27 protein-coding genes and 1 pseudogene are annotated in these 23,021 nt (G+C 67.7%); 12 read left to right on the top strand and 16 right to left on the bottom strand.

Annotated elements, in window-relative coordinates:
- The 3 genes and pseudogenes from ACOJTB_RS17220 to ACOJTB_RS17230 form a co-directional block, all read left to right on the top strand.
- Window positions 1-384, top strand: a pseudogene (locus ACOJTB_RS17220) (Re/Si-specific NAD(P)(+) transhydrogenase subunit alpha); the annotation flags it as partial.
- A complete protein-coding gene (locus tag ACOJTB_RS17225; protein WP_420103753.1) occupies window positions 377-811 on the top strand; it encodes an NAD(P) transhydrogenase subunit alpha part 2 in 435 nt (144 codons plus the stop codon). The pseudogene ACOJTB_RS17220 and the gene ACOJTB_RS17225, both read left to right, overlap by 8 nt.
- Before the next feature lie 4 nt (window positions 812-815).
- On the top strand, window positions 816-2,222 hold the full coding sequence (locus ACOJTB_RS17230) for an NAD(P)(+) transhydrogenase (Re/Si-specific) subunit beta (protein WP_420103754.1): 1,407 nt from the start codon (window positions 816-818) through the stop codon (window positions 2,220-2,222).
- 75 nt (window positions 2,223-2,297) lie between these two features.
- Here the strand turns inward: ACOJTB_RS17230 and ACOJTB_RS17235 are convergent, their stop codons facing one another.
- From ACOJTB_RS17235 to ACOJTB_RS17255, 5 genes are all read right to left on the bottom strand, one after another.
- Window positions 2,298-3,161 (bottom strand): tetratricopeptide repeat protein, encoded by an 864-nt coding sequence (locus ACOJTB_RS17235; RefSeq protein ID WP_420103755.1) that lies wholly within the window; start codon window positions 3,159-3,161, stop codon window positions 2,298-2,300.
- A 249-nt stretch (window positions 3,162-3,410) separates the two neighbouring features.
- Window positions 3,411-3,644 carry a 30S ribosomal protein S21 gene (rpsU, locus tag ACOJTB_RS17240; RefSeq protein ID WP_420103756.1) on the bottom strand — a complete coding sequence of 78 codons (234 nt, stop codon included), beginning with the start codon at window positions 3,642-3,644 and terminating at the stop codon, window positions 3,411-3,413.
- 160 nt (window positions 3,645-3,804) lie between these two features.
- Window positions 3,805-4,905 carry a 5-(carboxyamino)imidazole ribonucleotide synthase gene (locus ACOJTB_RS17245; protein WP_420103757.1) on the bottom strand — a complete coding sequence of 367 codons (1,101 nt, stop codon included), beginning with the start codon at window positions 4,903-4,905 and terminating at the stop codon, window positions 3,805-3,807.
- Complete coding sequence (gene purE, locus ACOJTB_RS17250; RefSeq protein WP_420103758.1) at window positions 4,902-5,402, bottom strand: 5-(carboxyamino)imidazole ribonucleotide mutase; 501 nt, start codon at window positions 5,400-5,402, stop codon at window positions 4,902-4,904. The genes ACOJTB_RS17245 and purE overlap by 4 nt, the downstream gene beginning before the upstream one ends.
- Before the next feature lie 102 nt (window positions 5,403-5,504).
- A complete protein-coding gene (locus tag ACOJTB_RS17255) occupies window positions 5,505-5,723 on the bottom strand; it encodes a YdcH family protein (RefSeq protein WP_076438768.1) in 219 nt (72 codons plus the stop codon).
- Between the two features lie 229 nt (window positions 5,724-5,952).
- Here ACOJTB_RS17255 and ACOJTB_RS17260 point away from each other — a divergent pair, with 229 nt between their 5' ends.
- From ACOJTB_RS17260 to ACOJTB_RS17270, 3 genes are all read left to right on the top strand, one after another.
- A complete protein-coding gene (locus ACOJTB_RS17260; RefSeq protein WP_420103778.1) occupies window positions 5,953-6,141 on the top strand; it encodes a YdcH family protein in 189 nt (62 codons plus the stop codon).
- 238 nt (window positions 6,142-6,379) lie between these two features.
- Window positions 6,380-6,634, top strand: a complete 255-nt coding sequence (locus ACOJTB_RS17265; protein WP_420103759.1) for a GlsB/YeaQ/YmgE family stress response membrane protein — start codon at window positions 6,380-6,382, stop codon at window positions 6,632-6,634.
- Between the two features lie 28 nt (window positions 6,635-6,662).
- Window positions 6,663-7,154: a YidB family protein gene (locus tag ACOJTB_RS17270; protein ID WP_420103760.1), complete on the top strand. Its 492-nt coding sequence runs from the start codon at window positions 6,663-6,665 to the stop codon at window positions 7,152-7,154.
- 59 nt (window positions 7,155-7,213) lie between these two features.
- Here the strand turns inward: ACOJTB_RS17270 and ACOJTB_RS17275 are convergent, their stop codons facing one another.
- Together ACOJTB_RS17275 and ACOJTB_RS17280 are read right to left on the bottom strand one after the other, a co-directional pair.
- A complete protein-coding gene (locus ACOJTB_RS17275; protein WP_420103761.1) occupies window positions 7,214-8,842 on the bottom strand; it encodes an acyl-CoA synthetase in 1,629 nt (542 codons plus the stop codon).
- 112 nt (window positions 8,843-8,954) lie between these two features.
- Entirely contained in the window at window positions 8,955-9,719 is a 765-nt protein-coding gene (locus ACOJTB_RS17280) for a sulfite exporter TauE/SafE family protein (protein WP_420103762.1), read from the bottom strand.
- A 144-nt stretch (window positions 9,720-9,863) separates the two neighbouring features.
- On the opposite strand from ACOJTB_RS17280, the gene ACOJTB_RS17285 reads away from it, so the two are divergent.
- From ACOJTB_RS17285 to ACOJTB_RS17295, 3 genes are all read left to right on the top strand, one after another.
- A complete protein-coding gene (locus ACOJTB_RS17285) occupies window positions 9,864-11,798 on the top strand; it encodes a propionyl-CoA synthetase (RefSeq protein ID WP_420103763.1) in 1,935 nt (644 codons plus the stop codon).
- A 67-nt stretch (window positions 11,799-11,865) separates the two neighbouring features.
- Window positions 11,866-12,129: a type II toxin-antitoxin system ParD family antitoxin gene (locus tag ACOJTB_RS17290; protein WP_420103764.1), complete on the top strand. Its 264-nt coding sequence runs from the start codon at window positions 11,866-11,868 to the stop codon at window positions 12,127-12,129.
- Window positions 12,122-12,415, top strand: coding sequence for a type II toxin-antitoxin system RelE/ParE family toxin (locus tag ACOJTB_RS17295; protein WP_420103765.1), 294 nt, complete (start codon window positions 12,122-12,124; stop codon window positions 12,413-12,415). Before ACOJTB_RS17290 ends, ACOJTB_RS17295 begins: the two co-directional genes overlap by 8 nt.
- 63 nt (window positions 12,416-12,478) lie before the next feature.
- Here ACOJTB_RS17295 and ACOJTB_RS17300 read toward each other — a convergent pair whose 3' ends face one another.
- Window positions 12,479-13,210 carry a DUF1013 domain-containing protein gene (locus ACOJTB_RS17300; protein ID WP_420103766.1) on the bottom strand — a complete coding sequence of 244 codons (732 nt, stop codon included), beginning with the start codon at window positions 13,208-13,210 and terminating at the stop codon, window positions 12,479-12,481.
- Between the two features lie 176 nt (window positions 13,211-13,386).
- Window positions 13,387-14,385: an NAD(P)H-quinone oxidoreductase gene (locus tag ACOJTB_RS17305; protein ID WP_420103767.1), complete on the bottom strand. Its 999-nt coding sequence runs from the start codon at window positions 14,383-14,385 to the stop codon at window positions 13,387-13,389.
- A 96-nt stretch (window positions 14,386-14,481) separates the two neighbouring features.
- On the opposite strand from ACOJTB_RS17305, the gene ACOJTB_RS17310 reads away from it, so the two are divergent.
- On the top strand, window positions 14,482-14,682 hold the full coding sequence (locus ACOJTB_RS17310; protein ID WP_420103768.1) for a DUF1192 domain-containing protein: 201 nt from the start codon (window positions 14,482-14,484) through the stop codon (window positions 14,680-14,682).
- 335 nt (window positions 14,683-15,017) lie between these two features.
- Window positions 15,018-15,542 (top strand): protease adaptor protein RcdA, encoded by a 525-nt coding sequence (gene rcdA / locus ACOJTB_RS17315; protein WP_420103769.1) that lies wholly within the window; start codon window positions 15,018-15,020, stop codon window positions 15,540-15,542.
- A gap of 93 nt (window positions 15,543-15,635) precedes the next feature.
- Here rcdA and rpmE read toward each other — a convergent pair whose 3' ends face one another.
- On the bottom strand, window positions 15,636-15,872 hold the full coding sequence (rpmE, locus tag ACOJTB_RS17320; protein WP_420103770.1) for a 50S ribosomal protein L31: 237 nt from the start codon (window positions 15,870-15,872) through the stop codon (window positions 15,636-15,638).
- Window positions 15,873-16,129: 257 nt separating this feature from the next.
- On the opposite strand from rpmE, the gene ACOJTB_RS17325 reads away from it, so the two are divergent.
- The gene (locus ACOJTB_RS17325) at window positions 16,130-17,908 is read left to right on the top strand and encodes an ABC transporter transmembrane domain-containing protein (RefSeq protein ID WP_420103771.1); all 1,779 of its coding nucleotides are present in this window, start codon (window positions 16,130-16,132) and stop codon (window positions 17,906-17,908) included.
- Between the two features lie 14 nt (window positions 17,909-17,922).
- On the opposite strand, the gene ACOJTB_RS17330 is transcribed toward ACOJTB_RS17325, so the two are convergent.
- The 6 genes from ACOJTB_RS17330 to ACOJTB_RS17355 form a co-directional block, all read right to left on the bottom strand.
- Window positions 17,923-18,324, bottom strand: a complete 402-nt coding sequence (locus ACOJTB_RS17330) for a DUF1036 domain-containing protein (RefSeq protein ID WP_420103772.1) — start codon at window positions 18,322-18,324, stop codon at window positions 17,923-17,925.
- Window positions 18,325-18,431: 107 nt separating this feature from the next.
- The gene (locus ACOJTB_RS17335; protein WP_420103773.1) at window positions 18,432-19,451 is read right to left on the bottom strand and encodes a peptidoglycan -binding protein; all 1,020 of its coding nucleotides are present in this window, start codon (window positions 19,449-19,451) and stop codon (window positions 18,432-18,434) included.
- Between the two features lie 36 nt (window positions 19,452-19,487).
- The gene (locus ACOJTB_RS17340; protein ID WP_420103774.1) at window positions 19,488-20,498 is read right to left on the bottom strand and encodes a flagellar motor protein MotA; all 1,011 of its coding nucleotides are present in this window, start codon (window positions 20,496-20,498) and stop codon (window positions 19,488-19,490) included.
- A 197-nt stretch (window positions 20,499-20,695) separates the two neighbouring features.
- Window positions 20,696-21,487 carry an inositol monophosphatase family protein gene (locus ACOJTB_RS17345; protein ID WP_420103775.1) on the bottom strand — a complete coding sequence of 264 codons (792 nt, stop codon included), beginning with the start codon at window positions 21,485-21,487 and terminating at the stop codon, window positions 20,696-20,698.
- 148 nt (window positions 21,488-21,635) lie between these two features.
- Complete coding sequence (locus ACOJTB_RS17350) at window positions 21,636-22,562, bottom strand: tetratricopeptide repeat protein (RefSeq protein ID WP_420103776.1); 927 nt, start codon at window positions 22,560-22,562, stop codon at window positions 21,636-21,638.
- Window positions 22,559-23,021, bottom strand: a 463-nt coding sequence (locus ACOJTB_RS17355; RefSeq protein ID WP_420103777.1) for a thiamine phosphate synthase, incomplete at its 5' end; no start/stop codon positions are given. The genes ACOJTB_RS17350 and ACOJTB_RS17355, both read right to left, overlap by 4 nt.

The raw sequence follows: 23,021 nt of genomic DNA on the forward strand, positions 1-23,021 counted from the left end.
TCGGTGATCGTCGATCTGGCGGTCGAGCGCGGCGGCAATTGCGAACTCGCCAAGGCCGGGGAGGTCGTGACCACGCCGAACGGGGTCAAGATCGTCGGCCATCTCAACGTGCCCGGGCGCCTGCCCGCCACCGCCTCCTCGCTCTATGCCAAGAACCTCCTCGCCTTCGTCGAGACGCTGATCGACAAGGCCGAGAAGAAGGTCGCCGTGAACTGGGACGACGAACTGGTGAAGGCCACCGCGCTGACGCGGGACGGCGCCGTGATCCATCCGAATTTCGCGGGCAAGCCGACGCCGGCGCCCGTGCCGCCCGCGCCGGTGCTCCAGAGCGAGCCGGCGACGGGCGCAGATGCCGCCACCGAGGGGAGCGTTCAGAATGGCTAGTCCGACACCAGAACAGGCCCTCGACCAGGCCCGCGCCGCCGCGACCCTCGCCCGTCAGGCGGCCGAGCTCGCCGAGCGCTATGCCGACCAGGCCGCCGCGGCCGCCAGCCTCGCCACCGGCGGCATCGACCCGACCGTCTACCGCCTCGCGATCTTCGTCCTCGCCGTCTTCGTCGGCTATTACGTCGTCTGGTCGGTGACGCCGGCGCTGCATACGCCGCTGATGTCGGTGACCAACGCGATCTCCTCCGTCATCGTCGTCGGCGCGCTGCTCGCCGTCGGCGTCGGCGCGCTGCCGGAGCTGGGGGACGGGCCGATCTGGGCCAAGGTCTTCGGCTTCATCGCGCTCGTGCTTGCCTCGGTGAACATCTTCGGCGGCTTCCTCGTCACCGAGCGCATGCTCGCGATGTACAAGAAGAAGGGCTGAGCGCATGGCCGCCAACCTCTCGGCGCTTCTCTACGTCGTCGCCGGCGTTCTCTTCATCATGGCCCTGCGGGGCCTCTCGCATCCGACCACGTCGCGGCAGGGCAACCGCTACGGCATGATCGGCATGGCGATCGCCATCCTGACGACAGTAGTGTTCCACCCCCCGGCCGGCCTCTCGGGCTGGCTGCTGGTCATCCTCGGCATCGCGCTGGGCGGCGGCATCGGCGCCGTGATGGCGAGGCGCGTGCAGATGACGCAGATGCCGCAGCTCGTCGCCTTCTTCCACTCGCTGGTCGGTCTGGCTGCGGTGCTGGTGGCGGCGGCCGCGCTCTATGCGCCTGAAGCCTTCGGCATCGGCCATACCGGCACCATCCATGGCTCGAGCCTGTTCGAGATGGGCCTCGGCGTCGCGATCGGCGCGATCACCTTCACCGGGTCGATCATCGCGTTCCTGAAGCTGGACGGGCGCATGAGCGGCAAGCCGATCATGCTGCCGCAGCGCCACGGCATCAATATCGGGCTCGGCATCGCGCTGGTCGTGCTGCTGGCGGTGTTCCTCAAGACGGAGAGCCATGTCGTCTTCTGGCTGATCGTGCTGGCCTCCTTCGCGCTCGGCGTGCTGCTGATCATCCCGATCGGCGGGGCGGACATGCCCGTCGTCGTCTCGATGCTGAACTCCTATTCCGGCTGGGCCGCCGCCGGCATCGGCTTCACGCTCGGCAATATGGCGCTGATCATCACCGGCGCGCTGGTCGGCTCCTCGGGCGCGATCCTGTCCTACATCATGTGCAAGGCGATGAACCGCAGCTTCATCTCCGTCATTCTCGGCGGCTTTGGCGGCGAGGATGCGGCGGCGGGCGCCGGCGGTGCCGTCGAGGCGCGGCCGGTGAAGCAGGGCTCGCCGGACGACGCCGCCTACATCATGAAGAACGCCGGCAAGGTCATCATCGTGCCGGGCTACGGCATGGCGGTGGCGCAGGCGCAGCACACGCTGCGCGAAATGGCGGACCTGCTGAAGAAGGAGGGCGTCGAGGTGAAGTACGCCATCCATCCGGTGGCGGGCCGCATGCCGGGCCATATGAACGTGCTGCTGGCGGAAGCCAACGTGCCCTATGACGAGGTCTTCGAGCTCGAGGACATCAACTCCGAATTCGGCCAGGCCGACGTCGCCTTCGTCATCGGCGCCAACGACGTCACCAACCCGGCGGCGAAGACCGACAAATCCTCGCCGATCTACGGCATGCCGATCCTGGACGTGGAAAAGGCCAAGACGGTGCTCTTCATCAAGCGCGGCATGGCGGCGGGCTATGCCGGCGTCGAGAACGAGCTGTTCTTCCGCCCCAACACGATGATGCTGTTCGGCGACGCCAAGAAGGTCACCGACGAGATCGTCAAGGCGATGGCGCACTGAGCGCCATCTGCTCGCTTCCAAACGAAAAGGCCGGCGCGAGCCGGCCTTTTTTATTTGGCGCCTTGGACGTCGGCGTCAGAGCCTGAACAGGCCGCCGCCGCTGCCACCGCCACCCCCCAGCCGGGAAAGGCCGGCGCGGGCGTCGGCATTGTTGCCGTCGAGGCCGATGGCGCGCTGGTAGGATTGCTGGGCTTCCGACTTCTGGCCGAGCTTTTCCTGCGCGAAGCCGCGCCCGGCCCAGGCCTCGGCGCTGCGGTTGTCGACATTGAGCGCGGCGGTGAAATCCTCCAGCGCCGAGTCGTATTTGCCGAGGGCGTTCAGGCTCTGGCCGCGGGCGATATAGGGCGGGGCCGTATAGGGGTTGCGGTCGATCACCGAATCGAAATCGGTGACGGCCTGCTGGTTCTGCCCCTGCCTCTGGTAGACGAGGCCGCGCGCGTGGAAGGCCTCGGCCGATTCCGGGTTAAGGCGGATCGCGGTGTTGAGGTCGGCCAGCGCGCCCGGCAGGTTGTTCTGCTGGCGCAGCAGATTGGCGCGGGCGATATAGGCCGGCGCATAATTCGGATTGGCGGTGATGGCGCGGCCGAAATCGGCGTTGGCGGCGTCGTTCTTGCCGGTCTGTCGCAGGGCCAGCCCGCGATTGGTGTAGGCGGAGGCGAGATTGGGATCGAGCTGGACCGCCTTGCTGAAGTCCGAGATCGCATCCGAGAAGCGGCCGATGCGGGCATAGGCGGCGCCGCGCGTGTTGTAGGCGCCCGGATCGTTCGGATTGCGGCTGATGACCTCGCTCAGCGAGCCGATATTCACGCTGGCATCGGCGGCGGCGCTGGTGTCCAGCACGGCGACATTCGCCTGCGAGGACAGGCCCGAGACGGATTCGCAGCCCGCGAGCATCAATGCGAGGCCGGAGACGGCCAACCAGGTACTGCCTCGGATCATGCTCAAGCCCTTTGGTGTGCTGTCGTGACTGACGCGATCGCGCGGCTGCGGGAGACCTTGTCCCTGCCGCGCCACGGCGCTTCCCCCAACCGATCGGCGCCCGCCGCAGAGAGGACGCCGCAAACCCGCCAAAACTTGGTTAACGCGGCCGACATGCCGGGGAGCCAGAAATGCAAGAGCGCCCGGAGCGGACCCCAGGCGCCTCTGGCTATCGGCCCTCGCGGACGGCGAACGCCGCCCGTGATGGAATCAGGCGCGCTTCGGCTTGACCGGCGCGGGCAGCAGGCCTTCGCGCTGCAGCTTCTTGCGCTGCAGCTTGCGGGCGCGACGGACGGCCTCGGCCGACTCGCGTGCCTTCTTCTCGGAGGGCTTCTCGTAATGGCCGCGCAGCTTCATCTCGCGGAAGATGCCTTCGCGCTGCATCTTCTTCTTGAGGGCGCGGAGAGCCTGGTCGACATTGTTGTCGCGAACGAGAACCTGCACGTGAAACGTCCGTTAGTGAGCGGTTGATCCAATAATTCGGGCCGGCGACGCGCGTCGCGCATCACTCGAAGGTGGGTGCGGATAACAGAATTCCGCGTGGCTGTCCACGCCGCCGGGGCGCGAAAATGCAGGCGAGGCCCGCTTTTCCAGCGGGCCTCGCTCAGGGCCGCTCGGGCGTGACGCGGGTGACATGGCCCATCTTGCGGCCGGGCCGCGCTTCGCGCTTGCCGTAGAGATGCAGATGGGCGCCGGGCTCGGCCAGCAGCGCCTGCCAGCGCAGGGCGGCCTCGCCGATGAGGTTCTCCATCTCGACGCGGCCCCGCCGCTCCGCCGAGCCCAGCGGAAAGCCGCAGACGGCCCGCACATGCTGATGAAATTGCGAGGTTTGCGCGCCCTCGCTGGTCCAGTGACCGGAGTTGTGGACGCGCGGGGCGATCTCGTTGACGACGATGCGCTCGGTCCCGGCCTCCTCCAGCACGAACAGCTCGACCGCGAAGACCCCGACATAGCCGAGCGCCTCGCCGATGCGGTGGGCGGCCTCGATCGCCGCCTTCGACGCGGTCTCCGTCAAGTTCGCTGGGATGCGGGTGAAGGCGAGGATGTGGTCGCGATGCTCGTTCTCGCAGACGTCGAAGGCTGCGAAGGCGCCATCGAGGCCACGGGCGGCGACCACGGACACCTCGCGGACAAAGGGCACGAAGCCTTCCAGGATCGCCGGGAAGCGGCCGATCGCGTCATACGCTTCGGCGAGGTCGCTGCCGGGCGCGATCTTGACCTGGCCCTTGCCGTCATAGCCGAAGCGGCGCGTCTTCAGGATCGCGGGGCAGCCGATCTCGGCCACCGCGGCCTCCAGATCGCCGAGGGAATCGACGGCCCGGAAGGGCGCGACGTCGAGGCCCAGTTCGGACACGAAGCGCTTTTCGCTCAGGCGGTCCTGCGTGACGGCGAGGGCGCGGGCGCCCGGATGCAGCGGCTTGCGCTGGCTCAGGAAGGCCGCCGTGGCGGCCGGCACGTTCTCGAACTCGTAGGTGACGGCATCGACACCCTCGGCGAAGGTCGCCAATGCCGCCTCGTCCTCATATTCGGCGACGATATGGCGCGCGGCGACGTCGAAGGCGGGGTTGTCGCCTTCCGGCGCCAGGACATGGCAGCGTATGCCGAGATCGGCGGCCGCGAGCGCCATCATGCGGGCGAGCTGGCCGCCGCCCAGAATGCCGAGCACGGCGCCGGGCGCGAGCCCGGTCGGAACGGGCGCGCTCATGCTTCGTCCCGGTTCGGCCGCTCGGCGATGCCGGCGCTCTGGCGGGTGCGGTAGGCGTCCAGCCGCTCCGCCAGCGCATCGTCGCTCAAAGCCAGCACGGCGGCGGCGAGCAGAGCAGCATTGACCGCGCCGGCCCGGCCGATCGCCAGCGTGCCGACCGGAATTCCGGCGGGCATCTGGACGATGGAGAGCAGGCTGTCCTGGCCGGAGAGCGCCTTGGATTCGACAGGTACGCCGAAGACCGGCAGCGGCGTCAGTGAGGCGGTCATGCCCGGCAGATGCGCGGCGCCGCCGGCCCCCGCGATGACCACCTTGAAGCCTTCCGCCTTCGCCCCCTTGGCGAAGGAAAAGAGCCTGTCGGGTGTGCGATGGGCCGAGACGATGCGGGCGTCATAGGCGATCGCGAGGGCATCCAGCGCCTCCGCTGCATGACGCATCGTCGCCCAATCGGACTGGCTGCCCATGATGATGGCGACGGGTGGCTTGGTCTGGGCCATGGATGCGTTCGCGCTCCGCCTCGGAAAGCGCGCGATCTAGACTGCGGCAAGCCCGATAAGCAAGGGCGAATCGGCCCGAACCGCGCGGAAGGCGCCCGGTTTTCAGGCAATGATGTCCGGCGTCAGCGCATCCTCGATCTGCGAGATGCGATCCTTGAGATAGAGCTTGCGCTTCTTCAGGCGCTGGACCTGGACCTGATTGATCGAGCCGACGCGCTCCAGCGCGTCGATGGCGCTGTCGAGATCGCGGTGTTCCTCTCGCAGACGCGCGAGTTCGGCGGTGAAGGTCTCGACCTCTTCCGGGCTCAGCTCGAATCCCATGGCCATCTCATCATCGCCGCAGTTCGCCGCGACTATGCCTTCGCGGCGATGCGCATCGCAAGTGCGTGTCGTGCCGCGTGGCAGCCCGGATGGCCTGTATTCACGGCTTCCGGGAAAGGAGCTGGTGAGGATCACAAAATCTCATGAATGCCGTGTGACGCCGCAGGGCAGACGTGAAGCCGGCTTTCTGTCAGACTGGTTTCGTCAACAGCTCATCAGGAGGATCCAGATGTCGTTGCAGACCCGCCTTGCCGAACTCGAGCGCAAGCATCGCCAGCTCGAGGACGCCATCGCAAAGGCCGCGGGAAGCCCCTCCGCAGACGATCTGAACGTCGCGGAGCTCAAGCGGAAGAAGTTGCAACTCAAGGACGAGATCGAGCGCGTGAGGATGACGATTCCGGAGCGAACGCTGCATTGAGCGGCGAACCCCAGACGTTTCCAAGAGACGATTGAGATACGGATCGACCGGCCCCCAGGGGGGCCGGTCTTTTTCATGTCATATGATGCGGATCGAGTGGCCGTGGGAACTTTGCGGCTGGCCTGCGGGTTTGATCCCCGCTCAAAGACATCGGATTTCTCCGAGGTCTCGGCATGAGCCTGGATCATCGTGGTTGCGTCCGGGGGGACGCGCGATGGGCCGGCGCTGGAGGGATAGCATGGGCATCATCTGGACCATCATCATCGGCTTCGTGGCGGGCGTGATCGCGAAATTCATCACGCCGGGCTCCAACGAGCCGTCCGGGTTCATCCTGACGACGATCCTCGGCATCGTGGGCGCCTTCGTGGCCACCTGGCTCGGTCAGCGGATGGGATGGTATGCACCGGGCGAGGGCGCGGGGCTGATCGGCGCCGTCGTCGGCGCGATCATCGTGCTCGTCGTCTGGGGCGCCATCGCGGGCCGGCGCGCCTGAGCGCGGCACCTCCTCAAGGAGAGCTTTCATGAGCGAGAACAACGGCTTCCCGTCCCTGGCGGCGCTGCTCGGCCTGCTGGCCGTCGCGGGCTATCAGAACCGCGACAAGATCTCCGACTGGCTCAACAGCCGGGGTGCGGGCCAGCCCGGATCGGTGCCGCCTGTCGGCCAGCCGGGCATCGAGCCCGAGCAGGCGAATCAGGGTGGCGGGCTGCTGGGCGGGCTCGGCGGCATGTTGGGCGCAGGCGGCATCGGCGCCATGCTGAACACCGGCATCGGCGAGCTCGTCGATCGGTTCAACCAGGCGGGGCAGGGCGACAAAGCCAATTCCTGGATCAATCAGGGGCCGAATCAGCCGGTCGCGCCGAGCGATCTGGAACAGGCGCTCGGGCCGGAGATGCTGGACAGGCTCGCCCAGCATACCGGCCTTTCCCGTCAGGACCTGCTCGACCGGCTCTCGGCCGTGCTGCCGGATGCGGTGGACCGCTACACGCCGGATGGCCGCCTGGCCCGCTCGTAAGGCTCAGCGACCGATCATCGTTTCCTCCAATGCCCGGCTCTCGCCGGGCATTTTTGTTGTCAGAGCGCTTTCGCCATCTCGCGCAGGCGGAATTTCTGGATCTTGCCGGTCGATGTCTTGGGCACCTCGGTGAAGACCACCGTGCGCGGGCATTTGAACGAGGCGAGGTGCTCCCTGCACCAGGCCATGATCTCGGCCTCGCTCGCGCTCTGTCCGGGCTTCAGCTCGACGAAGGCGCAGGGCGTCTCGCCCCATTTCTCGTCGGGCCTCGCCACCACCGCCGCAGCCTGCACGGCCGGGTGCTTGTACAGCGCGTCCTCGACCTCGATCGAGGAGATGTTCTCCCCGCCCGAGATGATGATGTCCTTCGACCGGTCCTTCAGCTGGATGTAGCCGTCCGGGTAGCGCACGCCGAGATCGCCGGTGTGGAACCAGCCGCCGGCAAAGGCGGCCTGCGTCGCTTTCGGGTTTCCCAGATAGCCCTTCATCACGACATTGCCGCGCATCATCACCTCGCCGAGAGTCTGGCCATCGGCGGGCACGGGCTGCATCGTTTCCGGGTCGCGTATGTCGAGCGCTTCGAGCGCAGGATAGCGGACGCCTTGCCGGGCCTTCCTGGCCGCCTGCTCGGGGGCGGAGAGCGCGTCCCAGTCGTCGTTCCATTCATTGACCACGGCCGGGCCGTAGCATTCCGTCAGGCCGTAGAGATGAGTGACCTCGAAGCCCGCCTGCTTCATCCCGGCCAGGACGGCCTCTGGTGGGGGCGCGGCGGCGGTGAAGAAGGCGACTTTCTGCGAAAAATCGCGGCGCTCGGCTTCGGGCGCGTTGAGCAGCGTCGACATCACGATCGGGGCGCCGCACAGATGCGTCACGCCATGGTCGGCCAGCGCGTCATACATGGCCTTGGCCCGCACCTGCCGCAGGCAGACATGGGTGCCGGCGACGATCGAGATCGTCCAGGGGAAACACCAGCCATTGCAGTGGAACATCGGCAGCGTCCACAGATAGACGGGATGGCGGCCGAGATGGCCGGTGATGACGTTCGACGTCGCGAGCAGGTTGGCGCCGCGGTGGTGATAGACGACGCCCTTGGGATCGCCGGTGGTGCCGGAGGTGTAGTTCAGGGTGATGGCGTCCCATTCGTCGCCGGGCATGACCCAGTCGAAATCCGGGTCGCCGCCTGCGATGAAGGCTTCGTATTCGATTTGTCCGAGCCGTTCGCCCGGCCCGTCATAGACCGCATCGTCATAGTCGATGACGAGCGGCTTCACCTTGCAGAGCGTCAACGCCTCGCGGATCGTCTTGGAAAACTCGCGATCGGTGATCAGCACCTTGGCCTGCCCATGGTCGAGCGAGAAGGCGATGATCGCGGCATCGAGCCTCGTGTTCAGCGTGTTGAGCACGGCGCCCGCCATCGGCACCCCGTAATGGCATTCGAGCATCGCCGGGGTGTTGGGCAGCATCGCCGCGACGGTGTCGTTCTTGCCGATCCCGTGCCGGGCGAGCGCCGAGGCCAGGCGGCGCGAGCGGGCATAGAACTGAGCATAGGACCGGCGCAGCGTGCCGTGGATGATCGCCGTGTGCTCCGGGAAGACGGAGGCGGCGCGCTCCAGAAAACCCAGCGGCGTCAGCGGCTGATGATTGGCCGGGTTGCGGTCGAGATCGGTGTCGTAGGCCGAGCGGGTCATGGATGCCTTCCAAGCGAAGGCCGTCAGGCTAGCGGCTCCGCTCCCGCTTCGTCATCCCGGCCTTTTGTCGGAAGGCGGTCTCGCTGCCGGGATGGCGAGGCCGCAGCCCCGCTCAGACCAAAACCTTCAGGTGCCTGACGCCGTCCCAGACCAGCTTGGCGCCGACGGCCAGCAGCAGCCAGTAGATCAGCGTGTAGAAGCGCTCGGCCGGCACACGCCGGATCAGCCAGACGCCGGCGAAGGTCGAGAGAATGGCGATCGGCAGCAGCACGGCCGAGGCGAGGAGATTGGCGGGGCTGAACTGGCCGAGCGCGATATAGGGCGCGACCTTCACCCAGTTCAGCGCGGCGAAGAAGATCGCCCCGGTGCCGATGAAGGAGGCCGGCGGCAGCTTTTGCGGCATCACATAGATCTGGAAGGGCGGCCCGCCGGCATGGGCGATCATGCTGGTGAAGCCGCACAGAAAGCCCCAGAGGCTGCCGCCCGCCCAGTTGGCCCGGCGCACGCGGCTGAGCGCCTGTCCGCTCGCGAGCATGCGGCGCAAGGCGAAGCCGATCGAGATCACGCCGACCGCCAGCCCCACCGCCGCGTCCGAGACCCAGGCCGCCAGCAGATAGGCGGCCAGCACGCCGAGCAGCGCGCCGGGCGCCAGCGTCAGGAGATTGCGCCGGTCGAATTCGTGCCGATAGCTCCAGACGGAGACGACATCCTGCACGATCAGGAGCGGCAGCATGATCGCGCCGGCCGTCACCGGCGAGACCGACAGGGCCATCAGCGGCACCGAGAGCAGGCCCAGCCCGGCAAAGCCGCCTTTGGCGAGGCCGGCGAGCACCACAGCCGGGATCGCGGCAGCGAAAAAAGCGAGATCGAGCGACATGCGGGCGAGGCTGTTCCGGCGAAAGTCTTAAGCGCGGGCGCTTGCGCCACGAGACCGGCTTCCGCAGATTTCGCGCCACTCCGCTTCGCGATGCCGGCCGCAAGCAAGGCTTAAGACGAAAACCGGCGGGGAGGAACGCTTTCGATGAATGGCGCCCATGCTTCACCGGCCTCGGCAGGCTCCGGCTATCGCGAGGTCTATGCGCGCTGGCAGGCCGATCCGGGGGCCTATTGGCTCGACATCGCGCGGGGCATCGACTGGATCACGCCGCCGCAGAAGGCGTTCGATCCGCAGGCCGGCATCTATGGGCGCTGGTTTCCCGACGCGACCTGCAACACCTGCTTCAACGCACTGGACCGGCATGTCAGAGACGGGCGCGGCGAGCAGACGGCCCTGATCTACGACAGCCCCGTCACCGGCACCAAGGCGAGCTACACCTACGCCCAGATGCTGGAGGAGGTGGCGAGCCTTGGTGCGGTGCTTCAGGACCTCGGCGTCGCAAAGGGCGAGCGCGTGCTGATCTACATGCCGATGGTGCCGGAGGCCGCCTTCGCCATGCTGGCCTGCGCGCGAATCGGAGCCGTGCACTCGGTGGTGTTCGGCGGCTTCGCGGCGAAGGAGCTGGCGACCCGCATCGAGGATGCGCAGCCGAAGGTGATCCTCACCGCGACCTGCGGCATCGAGCCCAGCCGGGTGGTGGAGTACAAGCCGCTGCTGGATGCCGCGATCGGCATGGCGAGCCACAAGCCGCAGGCTTGCGTCGTGCTGCAAAGGCCACAGGCCGAGGCCTCGATGACGGCCGGGCGCGACAGGAACTGGCGCATGCTGGTCGCCGCCGCCAAGGCGGCGGGGCGAAAGGCGGAGTGCGTCGAGGTCGCTGCGACCGACCCGCTCTACATTCTCTACACCTCCGGCACGACCGGCAAGCCCAAGGGCGTGGTGCGCGACAATGGCGGCCATATGGTCGTGCTCAAGGCGACGATGGACCAGCTTTTCGACGTCAAGCCGGGCGAGGTGATGTTCTGCGCCTCCGATGTCGGCTGGGTCGTCGGCCATGGCTATATCGTCTATGCGCCGCTGATCCAGGGCGCGACCAGCGTGCTCTACGAGGGCAAGCCGGTCGGAACGCCCGATCCCGGAGCGTTCTGGCGGGTGATCGCCGAGTATGGCGTCAAGGTGCTGTTCACGGCCCCGACCGCCTTCCGTGCCATCCGCAAGGAGGACCCCGAGGGCCGGCATTTCGCCGGGCACGATCTCTCGCGCTTCCGAGCGCTCTTCCTGGCCGGCGAGCGGGCCGATCCCGAGACGCTGAAATGGGCCGAGGATCTGCTGAAGGTGCCGGTGATCGACCATTGGTGGCAGACCGAGAGCGGCTCGCCCATCGTTGGCAATCCGCTGGGGCTCGGCATGCTGCCGGTAAAACACGGCTCGCCGACCGTGCCGCTGCCGGGCTGGGACGTGCAATGCCTCGACGAGGGCGGTCGGCAGGTCGCCCCCGGCACGATGGGGGCCATCGCGATCAAGCTGCCGCTGCCTCCCGGGGCGCTGCCGACGCTGTGGCAGGACGATGAGCGCTTCACCCAAGCCTATCTCGAAACCTATCCGGGCTACTACAATACCTCGGATGCCGGCTTCATCGATGCGGACGGCTATGTCTTCATCATGGGCCGCACCGACGACATCATCAATGTCGCCGGGCACCGACTCTCGACCGGGGGCATGGAGGAGGTTCTGGCCTCGCATCCGGCCGTGGCGGAATGTGCCGTGGTCGGCATCCACGATGCGCTCAAGGGCGAGCAGCCCTGCGGCTTCGTGGTGCTGAAAGCGGGCGTGACGCAATCGCCACTGGATGTCGAAAGGGAGCTGGTCGCACTGGTGCGCGAGCGTATCGGCCCGGTCGCGGCTTTCAAGCTGGCGCTGACCGTCGCCCGGCTGCCGAAGACCCGCTCCGGCAAGATCCTGCGCGCGACGATGAAGAAGATCGCCGACGGGCAGGATTACGCGGTGCCGGCGACGATCGAGGATGCGAGCGTGCTGGACGAGATCGGTACGGCGCTCAAGGGCAGGGGGATCGGCTGACGATCTCTTATGCGTTCTTGTGAGGTTTTGTGAGGGTCGCTACATTGGGCGCATGAAATCCGATGCGATGCGCCCCCTCACCATCTCCCTTTCGCCCCAGCAACTGGCACGGCTCAGCCGCGCTGTGGAAAGTGGCGCCTATGCCTCCAACAGCGAAGTGGTGCGCGACGCGCTAAGGCTCTGGGAGCAGCGCGAGGAGATCCGCGAGCTGGAGCTGGCGCGGCTGAAGCAGGCTTATGACGAGGGGAAGGCGAGCGGGGAGCCGGTCGCACTGAGTGCCGACGACCTGCTTGCGCGGATCAAGCTGAAAGCCGGCGACGGCCGTGGCTGAGATCGTTCGCTATACGCCGCGGGCAGAGGCTGATTTCGAGGAGATCTGGCTGAGCGTGGCAGCCGATAGCGAGCGCGCCGCGGACCAATTGATCCGCCGTCTCGTCGCCAAGGCCGAACTCGCCGCCGCGATGCCGCTGATCGGCAGTGCCCGGCCGGAAATCTCGCGGCATGCGCGTATTCTGATCGAAGGACGGCATGTCCTGATCTACGAACCGCAATCCGACGGAATCGTAGTGATTGCCATCGTCCATGGCGCGCGGGCGCCTGAAACTTGGCTGAGCTAACAGCCGTTCAAGGAAAGCCAGGCGGCCGACGACCTTTCGATCGTCGGCGTCCGCAGCCCCCGCTCAGCCCTCGTCGTCCTCGTCCTCTACCGGACGCTTGATCTGCTTGAGCTTGGCAAAGACGGAATCGACGTCGATCGCGGCTTCCTCCTCGCGCTTCGGCCGGCTCATATCGGCGAAGGGCTGGGTTTCGCTGCGGGTCGGCTGCGGCGCGGTGGTCTCTTCGGCCGGCAGGAGGGTCGAGCCGGCTTCGGCGAGGGCGGCCGGGCGGTCCTTGGCAGCGCGGGCCACCTCGAAATCGAGGTCGATCTGCGAGCACAGGCCGAGGCTGACCGGATCGATCGGCGTCAGCTGCTGGGCGTTCCAGTGCGTGCGCTCGCGGATCTGCGCGATGGTCGACTTGGTGGTGCCGATCAGCCGGATGACCTGCGCATCCTTCAGCTCGGGATGGTTGCGCAGCAGCCAGAGTATGGCGTTCGGCCGGTCCTGGCGCTTCGAGACCGGGGTGTAGCGCGGGCCCTTGGCCTTCTTGATTTCCGGCACCTTCACCTTGCGCTCGGCAAGACGCAGATGATGGCTCGGATTCTTGGCGGCACGCTCGAGCTCCTCGCGGGTGAGCTGGCCGGAGGTGATCGGATCGAGGCCCTTGATGCCGGCGGCGACTTCGCCATCCGCGATGCCGCGCACCTCGAGCGGGTGCAGTTTGCAGAACTCGGCAATCTGCTCGAAGGTCAGCGAGGTGTTCTCGACCAGCCAGACGGCGGTGGCCTTCGGCATCAGCGGGGACTGTGACAAGGGGCGTCTCCTGACATTCCCTGGCGCCTCGAACAGGCTCGGCAGGGCTAAAGATCGCGGACAAAAGCTCTCATGCGCCGACCGGCCTCCTCGGCCGGCCATCCAAATCATCGACGATGAGCAGGATGGCGCGCTTATAGGCGAGGGCGCGCGGGCTGTCCATGAAATCCGTCGCGTCAGAGCGTCAGCACGATCTTGCCGATATGCGCGCTGGATTCCATCAGGCGATGGGCTTCGCAGGCCTGGGCGAGCGGGAAGGTCGCGTTGATCAGCGGCTTGCAGCGGCCGGCCTCCAGCAGCGGCCAGACCTTCTCGCGCAGATCGGCGGCGATGGCGGCCTTTTCGGCGACGGTGCGGGGGCGCAGGGTCGAGCCGGTATGGGTCAGCCGCTTCAGCATAAGCTGGCTGAAATTGACGGTCGCCTTGGGCCCGTTGAGGAAGGCGATCTGCACGATGCGGCCCTGATCGGCGGCCGCTTCGTAATTGCGGTCGATGTAATCGCCGCCGACCATGTCGAGGATCAGATCGACGCCCTTGCCGCCCGTCGCGGCCTTCGCCGCTGCGACGAAATCATCCTCGCGGTAATTGATCGCGTGGTCGGCGCCGAGCTGGCGGCAGGCCACGCATTTGTCGGCCGAGCCGGCGGTCGCCAGGACCGTCGCGCCGAAGGCCTTCGCAAGCTGGATCGCCGTCGTCCCGATGCCCGACGAGCCGCCATGGACGAGAAAGCTCTCGCCGGCGCTCAGGCGCCCGCGCTGGAAGACATTGGTCCAGACGGTGAAGAAGGTCTCGGGCACCGCTGCGGCCTCGATCAGCGAGAATCCCATCGGCACCGGCAGGGCGTTGCTCTCATGGACCACCGCATATTCCGCATAGCCGCCGCCGGCGACCAGCGCGCAGACCTCGGCTCCGACCGCGAAGCGCTCGGCGCCGGCGCCACGCGCGACGATCGTGCCGGCGATTTCGAGCCCCGGCAGGTCGGAGGCGCCGGGGGGCGGGTTGTAGCCGCCCTGCCGCTGCAGCACGTCGGGCCGGTTGACCCCGGCGGCGGCAACCTTGACCAGGATCTGCCCTTCCGCCGGGACGGGCACAGGCCGGGTCTGCGGCTTCAGCACGTCGGGGCCGCCGGGCGCCTCGATCCCGATGGCGGTCATGGTCTGGGGCAGGGGGCTCATCGCGGTCTCTCCCGGGCAATGGTGCAGCGCAGATTGGCGCCGAGGCTGCATCCTGTTTAGCCTGCCGCCACGCATTTTAAGAGAGGGAAGGCAGCCATGTCGCTGTTCTCGGAAGACGACCGGCCGGTGAGGAAGCCCGTGCATGAGATCGGGCAGGATCTGTCGCCGCTCTCGCTGGAGGAGGTCGATGCGCGTATCGCGCTGCTCAAGGCGGAGATCGCCCGTCTGGAGGAGGCGCGCATCGGCAAGAGTGCGTCGCGCCAGGCGGCCGACGCCTTTTTTCGCAAACCGGCGTGAAAAATTAAGCCGCGCGGCCGCCCGTTAAGAGGGCATTAAAGATTCCAAACTATGAATCGGAGCATCCAGATTGTCTGGATGTCGAGTGGCTCCTGCCATCTCTGTTTGACGCCTCCCTGTTTGACTTTCAGAGCCGCCTCGCGCGGCTCTTTTTTCGTCCTGAGGGTCGGCTTTCGAGCCTTGCCTTGTTTCGGCCATAGGCCTGTAGCCCGGTTAAGGTTAACGACATCTTACCGGAGCCCGAAGGCGCGAACGGCGTTATCCTTGCGATGTCGGTGGCAGAAACCGCGATCCGTTCCAAAGGAACACGCGGTTGTGCCGATGGGAGACACCGCATGAACGACGCTCAGCTGCTCGATTCCCCGCTTCAGGACGGCGCGATCTCCTTCGCGCGCAGCTATGTGAAGTCCGACGCCTTCATGACCCTGTTCCGCGAGGGCATGGGCCTCGTCGAGCAGACCGCTTCCTATCTCGACGGCGACGGACGAAAGGAATCGGCGGCGCTGCCGCGTGAGGTCGCCCTGACCTATGCCACGGAGAGCATGCGCCTCACCACCCGGCTGATGCAGATCGCCTCCTGGCTGCTGGTGCAGCGCGCGGTCGCCGAGGGAGAGATGACCGCAGAGCAGGCCCGCGCTGAGCACAACAAGGTCAAGATCGCCGACCCGATCTCGGCTCCCGCGAGCGAGATCTACGCGCAGCTGCCGCAGAGCCTGCGCGATCTCATGGACCATTCGCTGCGCATGCAGGCCCGCATCCGCCGGCTGGAAGAGCAGATGACCGGCGCCGCGCCGCAGGAGCCGCGCGCCAATCCGGTGCAGGACCAGCTCGCGGGGCTGAAGGCGCGGCTGGGTCTTTAGGTCCATACGCGCCTGCTTCACCCGCCAACAAAAAACCCGGCCGCGAGGCCGGGTTTTTTGTTGTGGCAATGGGCGGCGCCGGAGCGCCGGACCTCACTTCTTGCCGATCGCGCCCAGACCGCCGAAGCGCGAGTTGAAGCGCGAGACGCGGCCGCCGCGGTCCAGCATGTGCTGCGTGCCGCCGGTCCAGGCCGGATGCGTCTTGGGGTCGATGTCGAGGTTCAGCGTGTCGCCTTCCTTGCCGTAGGTCGAGCGCGTCGTGTACTCGGTGCCATCGGTCATGACGACCTTGATGGTGTGGTAGTCGGGATGGATGCCGCTCTTGGCCATGGCGAAGTCCTCGGAACACTAGAAAAACGGGCATGTCGACAAGCAGGCGAGCCTGCCCGGCCCGTCGAAAGAATTCGGATGAGCCTGTCGTGAAGTCGCGTGCTCTTATAGCACACGCGCCGCCAGTGCAAGGTCGGATGCACTCCGGCCTGCGGCGATCCGGCATTTGCCAAGCCGGCGCGGATGGGGTTTGACCGCCGGCGGACGATCATTCTTTCCCCTGCGCGGTCGCGCGCGAGGCTGCAGGAGGCCGATGCGTGGCCGAACCCAAGGGCACCGACAAGAAGGACAAGGCGGATCTGCGTTCGCTGAAGACCTTCCTTCCCTATGCGCGCGCGCAGAAGGGGCGGATCGTGGCGGCGCTGATCGCGCTGGTGATCGCCTCGCTCGCGACGCTGGCGCTGCCCACGGCGGTTCGCCGGGTGATCGATGTCGGCTTCGCGGAAGGGGAGCGGCAGCTCGCCAACAGCTATTTCATGCTGCTCATCGGCGTCGTGGCGGTCCTGGCCCTGGCGAGCTCGGCGCGTTTCTATCTCGTGATGACCGTGGGCGAGCGCATCGTCGCCTCGCTGAGGGCCGATGTCTTCCGCCATCTGACGCGGCTGGAGCCGGCCTTCTTCGATGCCAGCAAGGCGGGCGATCTCGTCTCGCGGCTGACGGCGGATACCACGCAGATCAAGTCCACCTTCGCCTCCACCGCCTCGATCGCGCTGCGCAACGCCATCATGGCGCTGGGCGCGGTGGGGATGATGGTGGCGACGAGTCCGCGGCTGTCGGCGATCGTGATCGGCGTCATCCCGCTCATCGTCGTGCCGCTGGTGCTGTCGGGGCGGTCGGTGCGGCGCCGGGCAAGGGCGGCGCAGGATCGGCTGGCCGATGCCTCCGCCTTCGCCGCCGAGGCGATGGGAGCGATCCGCACGATGCTCTCCTTCGGGGCGGCGCAGCAGACCTCGGCGCGGTTCGCGGCGGCGAGCGACGAGGCCTATGACGCTTCGCGCGGGGCCACCGCCTCGCGCGCGCTGCTCTCGGGCGTCGCGATCTTCCTGGTCTCGGCGAGCGTGGTCTGCGTGCTCTGGGTCGGCGCGACCGAGGTGTTCGACGGGCGCATGACCGGCGGGCGGCTCTCCCAGTTCATTCTCTATGCGGTGCTGGCGGCGAGTTCGCTCGGGCAGCTCTCGGAGGTCTATGGCGATATCAGCGCGGCCGCCGGCGCGTCGGGGCGGCTCGGCGAGATCCTGGCGATGACGCCCGCCATCGCCGCGCCGCCGCAGCCGACGCCGATGCCGCAGCCGCCGCGCGGGGAGCTGGCCTTCGAACAGGTGTCGTTTTCCTATCCGGGTCGGCCGGGTGCCGCGCTCGACGCCCTGAGCTTCGCGATCAGACCCGGCGAGCGGGTGGCGCTGGTCGGGCCTTCCGGCGCCGGCAAGAGCACGGTGCTGCAACTGGCGCTGCGCTTCTACGATCCGCAAGGCGGGCGTGTGGTCGTCGATGGCGTCGCCGGCTGCGAGGCCGATCCGGAGGACTGGCGCCGGCGCTTCGCGCTGGTGCCCCAGGAGCCGACGGTGTTCGGCGTCTCGGTGCGCGAGAACCTCGCCTATGGCCGGCCGGGCGCCAGCCTGGAGGAGATCGAGGCCGCAGCCAAGCTCGCGGCGGCGGACGGCTTCATCCGTGCCCTGCCGGAAGGCTACGACACCATCGTCGGCGAGCGCGGCGTGACGCTCTCGGGCGGGCAGCGCCAGCGACTCGCCATCGCCCGCGCGATCCTGAAGGACGCGCCGATCCTGCTGCTCGACGAGGCGACCTCGGCGCTGGATTCGGAAAGCGAGCGGGCGGTGCAGGACGCGCTCGACCGGCTGATGCAGGGCCGCACCACGCTGGTCGTGGCGCATCGTCTCGCGACCATCCTCTCGGCGGACCGCATTCTGGTGATGCAGGATGGCCGCATCGTCGAGCAGGGCACCCATGCCGAACTGAAGACGCGCGGCGGGCTCTATGCCCGGCTGGCTGCGCTGCAATTCGGCCTGGAGGCGGCCTGACCGGGGCCGCAGGGTCAGGATGTCAGGTTGATCGTGTATTTGCCGGGATTGGGCACGGTTCCCTTGAAACCGACATTGCGCTCGCCGGCGGGGCAGGTGCCGCCCACGATCTCGCGCGTGATGGCACGCGACGGCACGCAGAACGTCTTGTCGACGCCGGCTTGTCCGGGCCAGTGGAAGGTTCTGCCTTCCTTTTCGGCATAATAATAGAACAGACCGGTGTTCCAGCGGGCGACGCTCTTGCACCCTCCCGCGGGGAGGGTCTGCCACGCCGTCAGCGTCCATTTGCCGGTGTTCGGCGGAACATGCGCCAGGGCCGTGAAGATCTTCGAGCCCGTCTTGTTGCAGAAGACGATCTCGGTCTGCTGCGGCTGCTGAGCGGCCACCGGGCAAGCCCAGGCGTATGCGGCGGCCAAGGCCGCGATCCCCGTCGTCCTCATCACGTCCCCCCCGAGACCTGCGTAGCGCCTGATCTGACGCCTTCGGCGGCGCGCCTGTCAAATGCCGGTGCCGGGCGGCGTCATCACCGCTCGGTGATCTTGAACTCGATGCGGCGGTTGCGGCGATGGGCTTCGTCGCTGTTGGCGACGTCCAGCGGCTGGTATTCGCCGAAGCCGGTGGCCGCGATGCGGTCGTTCGGCAGGCCGCGCGAGATCAGGTACTCGACGACCGCGATGGCGCGGGCGGAGGAGAGATACCAGTTCGAGGGGAATTGCGCGGTCCTGATCGGCCGGTTGTCGGTATGGCCGTCGACCCGCAGGATCCAGGGCAGGTCCGGCGGGATTTCCTTCGACAGGTCGAGCAGGACGGTGGCGAACTTGTCCAGCTCGGCCTGACCCTCCGGCTTCAGCACGGCCTGGCCCGCATCGAAGAACAGCTCCGACTGGAAGACGAAGCGGTCGCCCACGGTGCGGATGTCCGGCCGGGTCCCCAGAACCTGGCGCAGGCGGCCAAAGAAGTCCGAGCGATAGCGCGCCAGTTCCTGCACGCGCTGGGCCAGCGCGACATTGAGGCGCGAGCCGAGTTCGGAGATGCGCGCCTGCGAGTCCTTGTCCTTGGCCTCGGACGCCGCCAGCGCCTCCTCCAGCGCGGCGAGCTGGCGGCGCATCGCGAGGATCTGCTGGTTGACCAGCTCGACGGTTGCTTGCGCGCGTGCCGAGAGCTGCTTTTCGTTCTCCAGCGCCTTCTGCGTCTCGGCGAGCTGGCCCGAGGCGTTGCTGTTCTGCTGGCCCTCCAGCAGGCCCTGGAGGCGGCTGCGCTCGGCCTGGGCGCTGCCCAGCGTCGACTGCATCAGCTGCAGGCTTTCCTGCGCCTGCCGGTTCTGGGACCGCTCCAGCGCCAGCAGATCGGTGAGTTCGGAGATCTGCTTGTTCAGCCGCTCCAGCGCGGTGTCCTTGCCCGTCAGCTCCTGCGAGAGGAAGAACTGGCCGAGCACGAAGACCGTGAGCAGAAACACGATGCCGATCAGCATCGTCGAGAGCGCGTCGACGAAGCCGGGCCAGAAGTTCACGTCCTCACGGCGATGGGCGCGGGAGAGGGCCATGGTCGGTGTCCTGCTAGGGCTGCGGGGCGGAGCGCATCACGGCTCCCGGACATGGTCGGCAGCGAGGCGGTCGAGCAGCCTTTTCAGGTCCTTTTCGCGGGCGGCCTGCGCCTCGACCCAGTCGCGGATCATTTGCTGCTCGGAGCGCATATGCTGGACGAGGCCCTGGATGCCTTCCGCCAGATTGGCGAGCGCCTGCGTCGCCGCGCGGTTGTTGGCGGCGCCTTCGGCCATCGCGGCGCTCATCTGCTCGAAGCGGTCGATCGCTGGGCCTGCCCCGGGCAGGGAGGCGGCGAGTTCGCCGCTCGTGGCGGTGCGGCTGCCCAGCCAGCTCTCGATCTCGTTGCGGAAGCGGCGCTGAGCCTGCGCCACCTGCAGATCGAGGAAGCCGAGGATCAGCGAGCCGGCGATGCCGAAGAGCGAGGAGGAGAAGGACAGGCCCATGCCCGCGAGCGGAGCGGAGAGGCCGGCCTTCAACTCGTCGAACAGCACGCCCGATTCGGCGCCGGTGCGCAGCGAGTTGATGACGTTGCCGACCGAGCCCACCGTGTCGAGAAGGCCCCAGAAGGTGCCGAGCAGGCCGAGGAAGACCAGCAGCCCCGCAAGGTAGCGCAGCACCTCTCGCCCGTCGTCCAGCCGCACCGCGATCGATTCGACGATGGAGGTCGCCTGCGAGGGGTTCAGCCCGCGCCGGTCCAGCGCCGGCAGAACGGTCCCGAGCGGAGCGATGACGTCGCTGCGGCCGATCTCGGCCGAAAGCGGCGCCTTGGCGAGGCGTGTGGCGGCGCGCGCTTCGCTGTGCAGGCGCCAGAGCTCGCGCAGCGACACCAGCACACCGACGAGGAGCGCGCCGAAAATCAGGCCGTTCAGCCCCGGATTGGTCATGAAGGCGCGGACGAGGCCGTCCTGCAGGATGAAGCCGAGAAAGCCGATCAGCGCCAGAAAGACGACGGCGCGGACGACATAACGCAGCGGGCGTGAGAAGCGCGAGTCATCGCTGCGCGCCGCGGCCGACGGTTCGGTGGCCGCAAATTCCTCATTCGCCATGCTTCGACTTCCGTTCGCCTCGGGCCGCGGGGAGGACTGTCGCCTCCCGTGCCGCAGCAATCAAGCGCGAAAGCGCGTGCTCGACCGTCCTTGCGAGCGTAGCGAAGTCACCCCGGACGCACAGAGCGGCGGCGGCGCTCCCGAATGGGTTCGTCATCGCGATGCCCGCGATGACGGTTCGGACGGATCTCGAAAGCTTACGCTGCGGCGGTCTTCAGCGCGGCGCGCAGCGCGATCTCGCAGGCCTCGTTGCCGCAGATGACATCCCGGGCCGAGGTCGCGGGCTTGCCGTCCAGAGTGCCGAAGGTGCCGCCCGCCTCGCGGATCAGGACGGAGCCGGCCGCGAAATCCCAGGTGTTGAGGCCGCGCTCCCAATAGCCGTCGAGGCGGCCGGCGGCGACATAGGCGAGGTCGAGCGCGGCGCAGCCCATGCGGCGGACATTGGAGAAGCGTGGCATCACGGCCGCCAGCTCGCGCAGGAACTGGCCGTGGCCGCCCTTGCCGATATGCGGAATGCCGGTGCCGACCAGCATCTCGGAGACTTCGGTGCGGCCGGAGACGCGCAGGCGGCGGTTGTTGACATAGGCGCCCTTGCCCTTCTCGGCCATGAACAGCTCGTCCTTGGCGGCGTCGTAGACGATGCCGGCGATGAACTGGTTGTCACGCTCCAGCGCGACCGAGATGTTCCAGTGCGGGATGCCGCGCAGGAAGTTGTGGGTGCCGTCGAGCGGATCGACATGCCAGCGGTTGCTCTCGTCCGTGCCCTGGACGACGCCGCTCTCCTCCAGCACGAAGCCGTAGCCGGGACGCGCCTTCTCCAGCGACTCGCGCAGGATCTGCTCCGCCTTGTGGTCCGCCTTCGAGACGAAGTCGCCCGGACCCTTGGCGAGAACCTGCAGATTCTCGACCTCGCCGAAATCGCGCTTCAGCGAGCGCGACGCCTTCATCACGGCATCGGTCATCACGGTCATCAGGGGCGAGCGGATCATGGGGAAACCTTTTGCGCGCCGGTGGGGCGCCTGAGAAAGAGCGGTGTTGCGAAATTCTCAGCCCTCATCCTGAGGAGCGGACTTTCGCCCGCTCCTCAGGATGAGGGCTGAGTTTCGAGGGTTCGATGCCTCGTCGTTTGCGCGGGCTTCAGGGCGCCGTCAAGGCAAAGCTGCTGATGCGGGAGGCGGCCATGCCGGCCGCGCGGTTCTTCTGCTCGGGGTTGAGCTTGTCGAAAAGCGCGTCGAGACCGGCATCCTTGAGCCCCTGGGACCTCGCGGCGAGATGCCAGGCCGCTGCCTCCATCGTGTCGGGCGGAAGGCCGAGCCCGAACTGGTAGAGCTTGGCGAGGCGGTTCTGGGCGATGGCATTGCCTGCGGCCGCGGCGCGCTGGAACAGCTTGGCCGCGGCCTGCTGATCCTTGGCGACGCCCTCTCCGTTGAACAGCATGATGGCGTATTCGACTTCGGCGGAGACATTGCCCGCTTCGGCCGCCTGCTTCATCCAGCGCGCGGCGGCCTCGTCGCTCTTCGGCACGGCGCGGCCCTGCTTGGCGAGAACGCCGAGCGCGTAGAGCGCTTCCGGCACCTGGGCCTTGGCCGCGATATCCAGACAGGCGACGGCCCGCTTTTCATCGGCCGGGCTGCCGGTCGCCAGCAATGCGATGGCGAGGTTGTAATTGGCGGTGGGGTGGCCGGCTGCGGCCGCCTTTTCGAGAAGCTGCCCGGCCCGGGCGGTGTCGCGCTTGCCGCTGGCCTCGTCGAGCAGGGCGGTGGCGAGGGCGAAGGTCGCGTTGACGTCGCCGCGCTGATCGGCGCGCTCATACCATTCCGTCGCGGCCTTCTGGTCCGGCGCGACGCCGAGGCCCTGGCGGTAGATCTCGCCGAGCAGCGTCATGGCGGCGGCGTCGTTGCTGTCGGCCTCGATGCGCTTCAGCGCTTCGCTCTGGGCGCGCCGGTAATGGCCGGTCTGATAGGCGCCATAGGCCAGGTCCGCGAAGGGCTTGTCGGCGGCGCGCGCCGGCAGCGCGCCGGCCAGCAGCGCCGCCAGCAGCAGCGTTCGGCCGGGCAGCCTCATCGCGCCGCCTTTCGCGTCGAAGCGGTGCCGATCGCGGCGTTGGCGGCCTCGACCAGAGCGCGGATGTCCTGGCCCTCGGCGAAGGCCCATTCGCCCAGCGCCACGAATTCGGCGCCGGTCTCCACCAGCGGCGCGACCGCCTCGGCATCGGGCACATAGGCGACGCAGGGCGTCTCGAAGATTTCCGCCCACCAGCCGGCGCGCTCGACCACGGCAGGCAAGGGCGGCAGCGTTCCGTCCGGGCGCGGCTCGCCGAACATCACGTAATCGACGCCGGCCTCGCCGATATCCATCGCGTCATGGCGGGCGCGCAAGGAGCCGGCGCCGATGATCCGCTCGGTCTTCAGGCTCGAGCGGGCCTCCGCCACGGCGGCGGGACCGCCGGTGAGATGCACGCCGTCGGCGCCGCCGCGGGCCGCGACCATCGCGTTGTCCTCGACGACGAGGGCGACGCCATTG

The sequence above is a fragment of the Allobosea sp. genome (assembly GCF_048595345.1).
In the GTDB taxonomy this organism is placed as follows: domain Bacteria; phylum Pseudomonadota; class Alphaproteobacteria; order Rhizobiales; family Beijerinckiaceae; genus Allobosea.

Coding starts and splice junctions, on each gene's coding strand:
- rcdA (WP_420103769.1), top strand. CDS start 15,018: ATGAACGACGCTCAGCTGCTCGATTCCCCGCTTCAGGACGGCGCGATC.
- ACOJTB_RS17265 (WP_420103759.1), top strand. CDS start 6,380: ATGGGCATCATCTGGACCATCATCATCGGCTTCGTGGCGGGCGTGATC.
- ACOJTB_RS17270 (WP_420103760.1), top strand. CDS start 6,663: ATGAGCGAGAACAACGGCTTCCCGTCCCTGGCGGCGCTGCTCGGCCTG.
- ACOJTB_RS17275 (WP_420103761.1), bottom strand. CDS start 8,842: ATGACCCGCTCGGCCTACGACACCGATCTCGACCGCAACCCGGCCAAT.
- ACOJTB_RS17305 (WP_420103767.1), bottom strand. CDS start 14,385: ATGAGCCCCCTGCCCCAGACCATGACCGCCATCGGGATCGAGGCGCCC.
- ACOJTB_RS17255 (WP_076438768.1), bottom strand. CDS start 5,723: ATGGGATTCGAGCTGAGCCCGGAAGAGGTCGAGACCTTCACCGCCGAA.
- ACOJTB_RS17260 (WP_420103778.1), top strand. CDS start 5,953: ATGTCGTTGCAGACCCGCCTTGCCGAACTCGAGCGCAAGCATCGCCAG.
- ACOJTB_RS17230 (WP_420103754.1), top strand. CDS start 816: ATGGCCGCCAACCTCTCGGCGCTTCTCTACGTCGTCGCCGGCGTTCTC.
- purE (WP_420103758.1), bottom strand. CDS start 5,402: ATGGCCCAGACCAAGCCACCCGTCGCCATCATCATGGGCAGCCAGTCC.
- ACOJTB_RS17345 (WP_420103775.1), bottom strand. CDS start 21,487: ATGATCCGCTCGCCCCTGATGACCGTGATGACCGATGCCGTGATGAAG.
- ACOJTB_RS17225 (WP_420103753.1), top strand. CDS start 377: ATGGCTAGTCCGACACCAGAACAGGCCCTCGACCAGGCCCGCGCCGCC.
- ACOJTB_RS17350 (WP_420103776.1), bottom strand. CDS start 22,562: ATGAGGCTGCCCGGCCGAACGCTGCTGCTGGCGGCGCTGCTGGCCGGC.
- ACOJTB_RS17290 (WP_420103764.1), top strand. CDS start 11,866: ATGCGCCCCCTCACCATCTCCCTTTCGCCCCAGCAACTGGCACGGCTC.
- ACOJTB_RS17335 (WP_420103773.1), bottom strand. CDS start 19,451: ATGGCCCTCTCCCGCGCCCATCGCCGTGAGGACGTGAACTTCTGGCCC.
- ACOJTB_RS17280 (WP_420103762.1), bottom strand. CDS start 9,719: ATGTCGCTCGATCTCGCTTTTTTCGCTGCCGCGATCCCGGCTGTGGTG.
- rpmE (WP_420103770.1), bottom strand. CDS start 15,872: ATGGCCAAGAGCGGCATCCATCCCGACTACCACACCATCAAGGTCGTC.
- ACOJTB_RS17310 (WP_420103768.1), top strand. CDS start 14,482: ATGTCGCTGTTCTCGGAAGACGACCGGCCGGTGAGGAAGCCCGTGCAT.
- ACOJTB_RS17340 (WP_420103774.1), bottom strand. CDS start 20,498: ATGGCGAATGAGGAATTTGCGGCCACCGAACCGTCGGCCGCGGCGCGC.
- ACOJTB_RS17245 (WP_420103757.1), bottom strand. CDS start 4,905: ATGAGCGCGCCCGTTCCGACCGGGCTCGCGCCCGGCGCCGTGCTCGGC.
- ACOJTB_RS17235 (WP_420103755.1), bottom strand. CDS start 3,161: ATGATCCGAGGCAGTACCTGGTTGGCCGTCTCCGGCCTCGCATTGATG.
- ACOJTB_RS17285 (WP_420103763.1), top strand. CDS start 9,864: ATGAATGGCGCCCATGCTTCACCGGCCTCGGCAGGCTCCGGCTATCGC.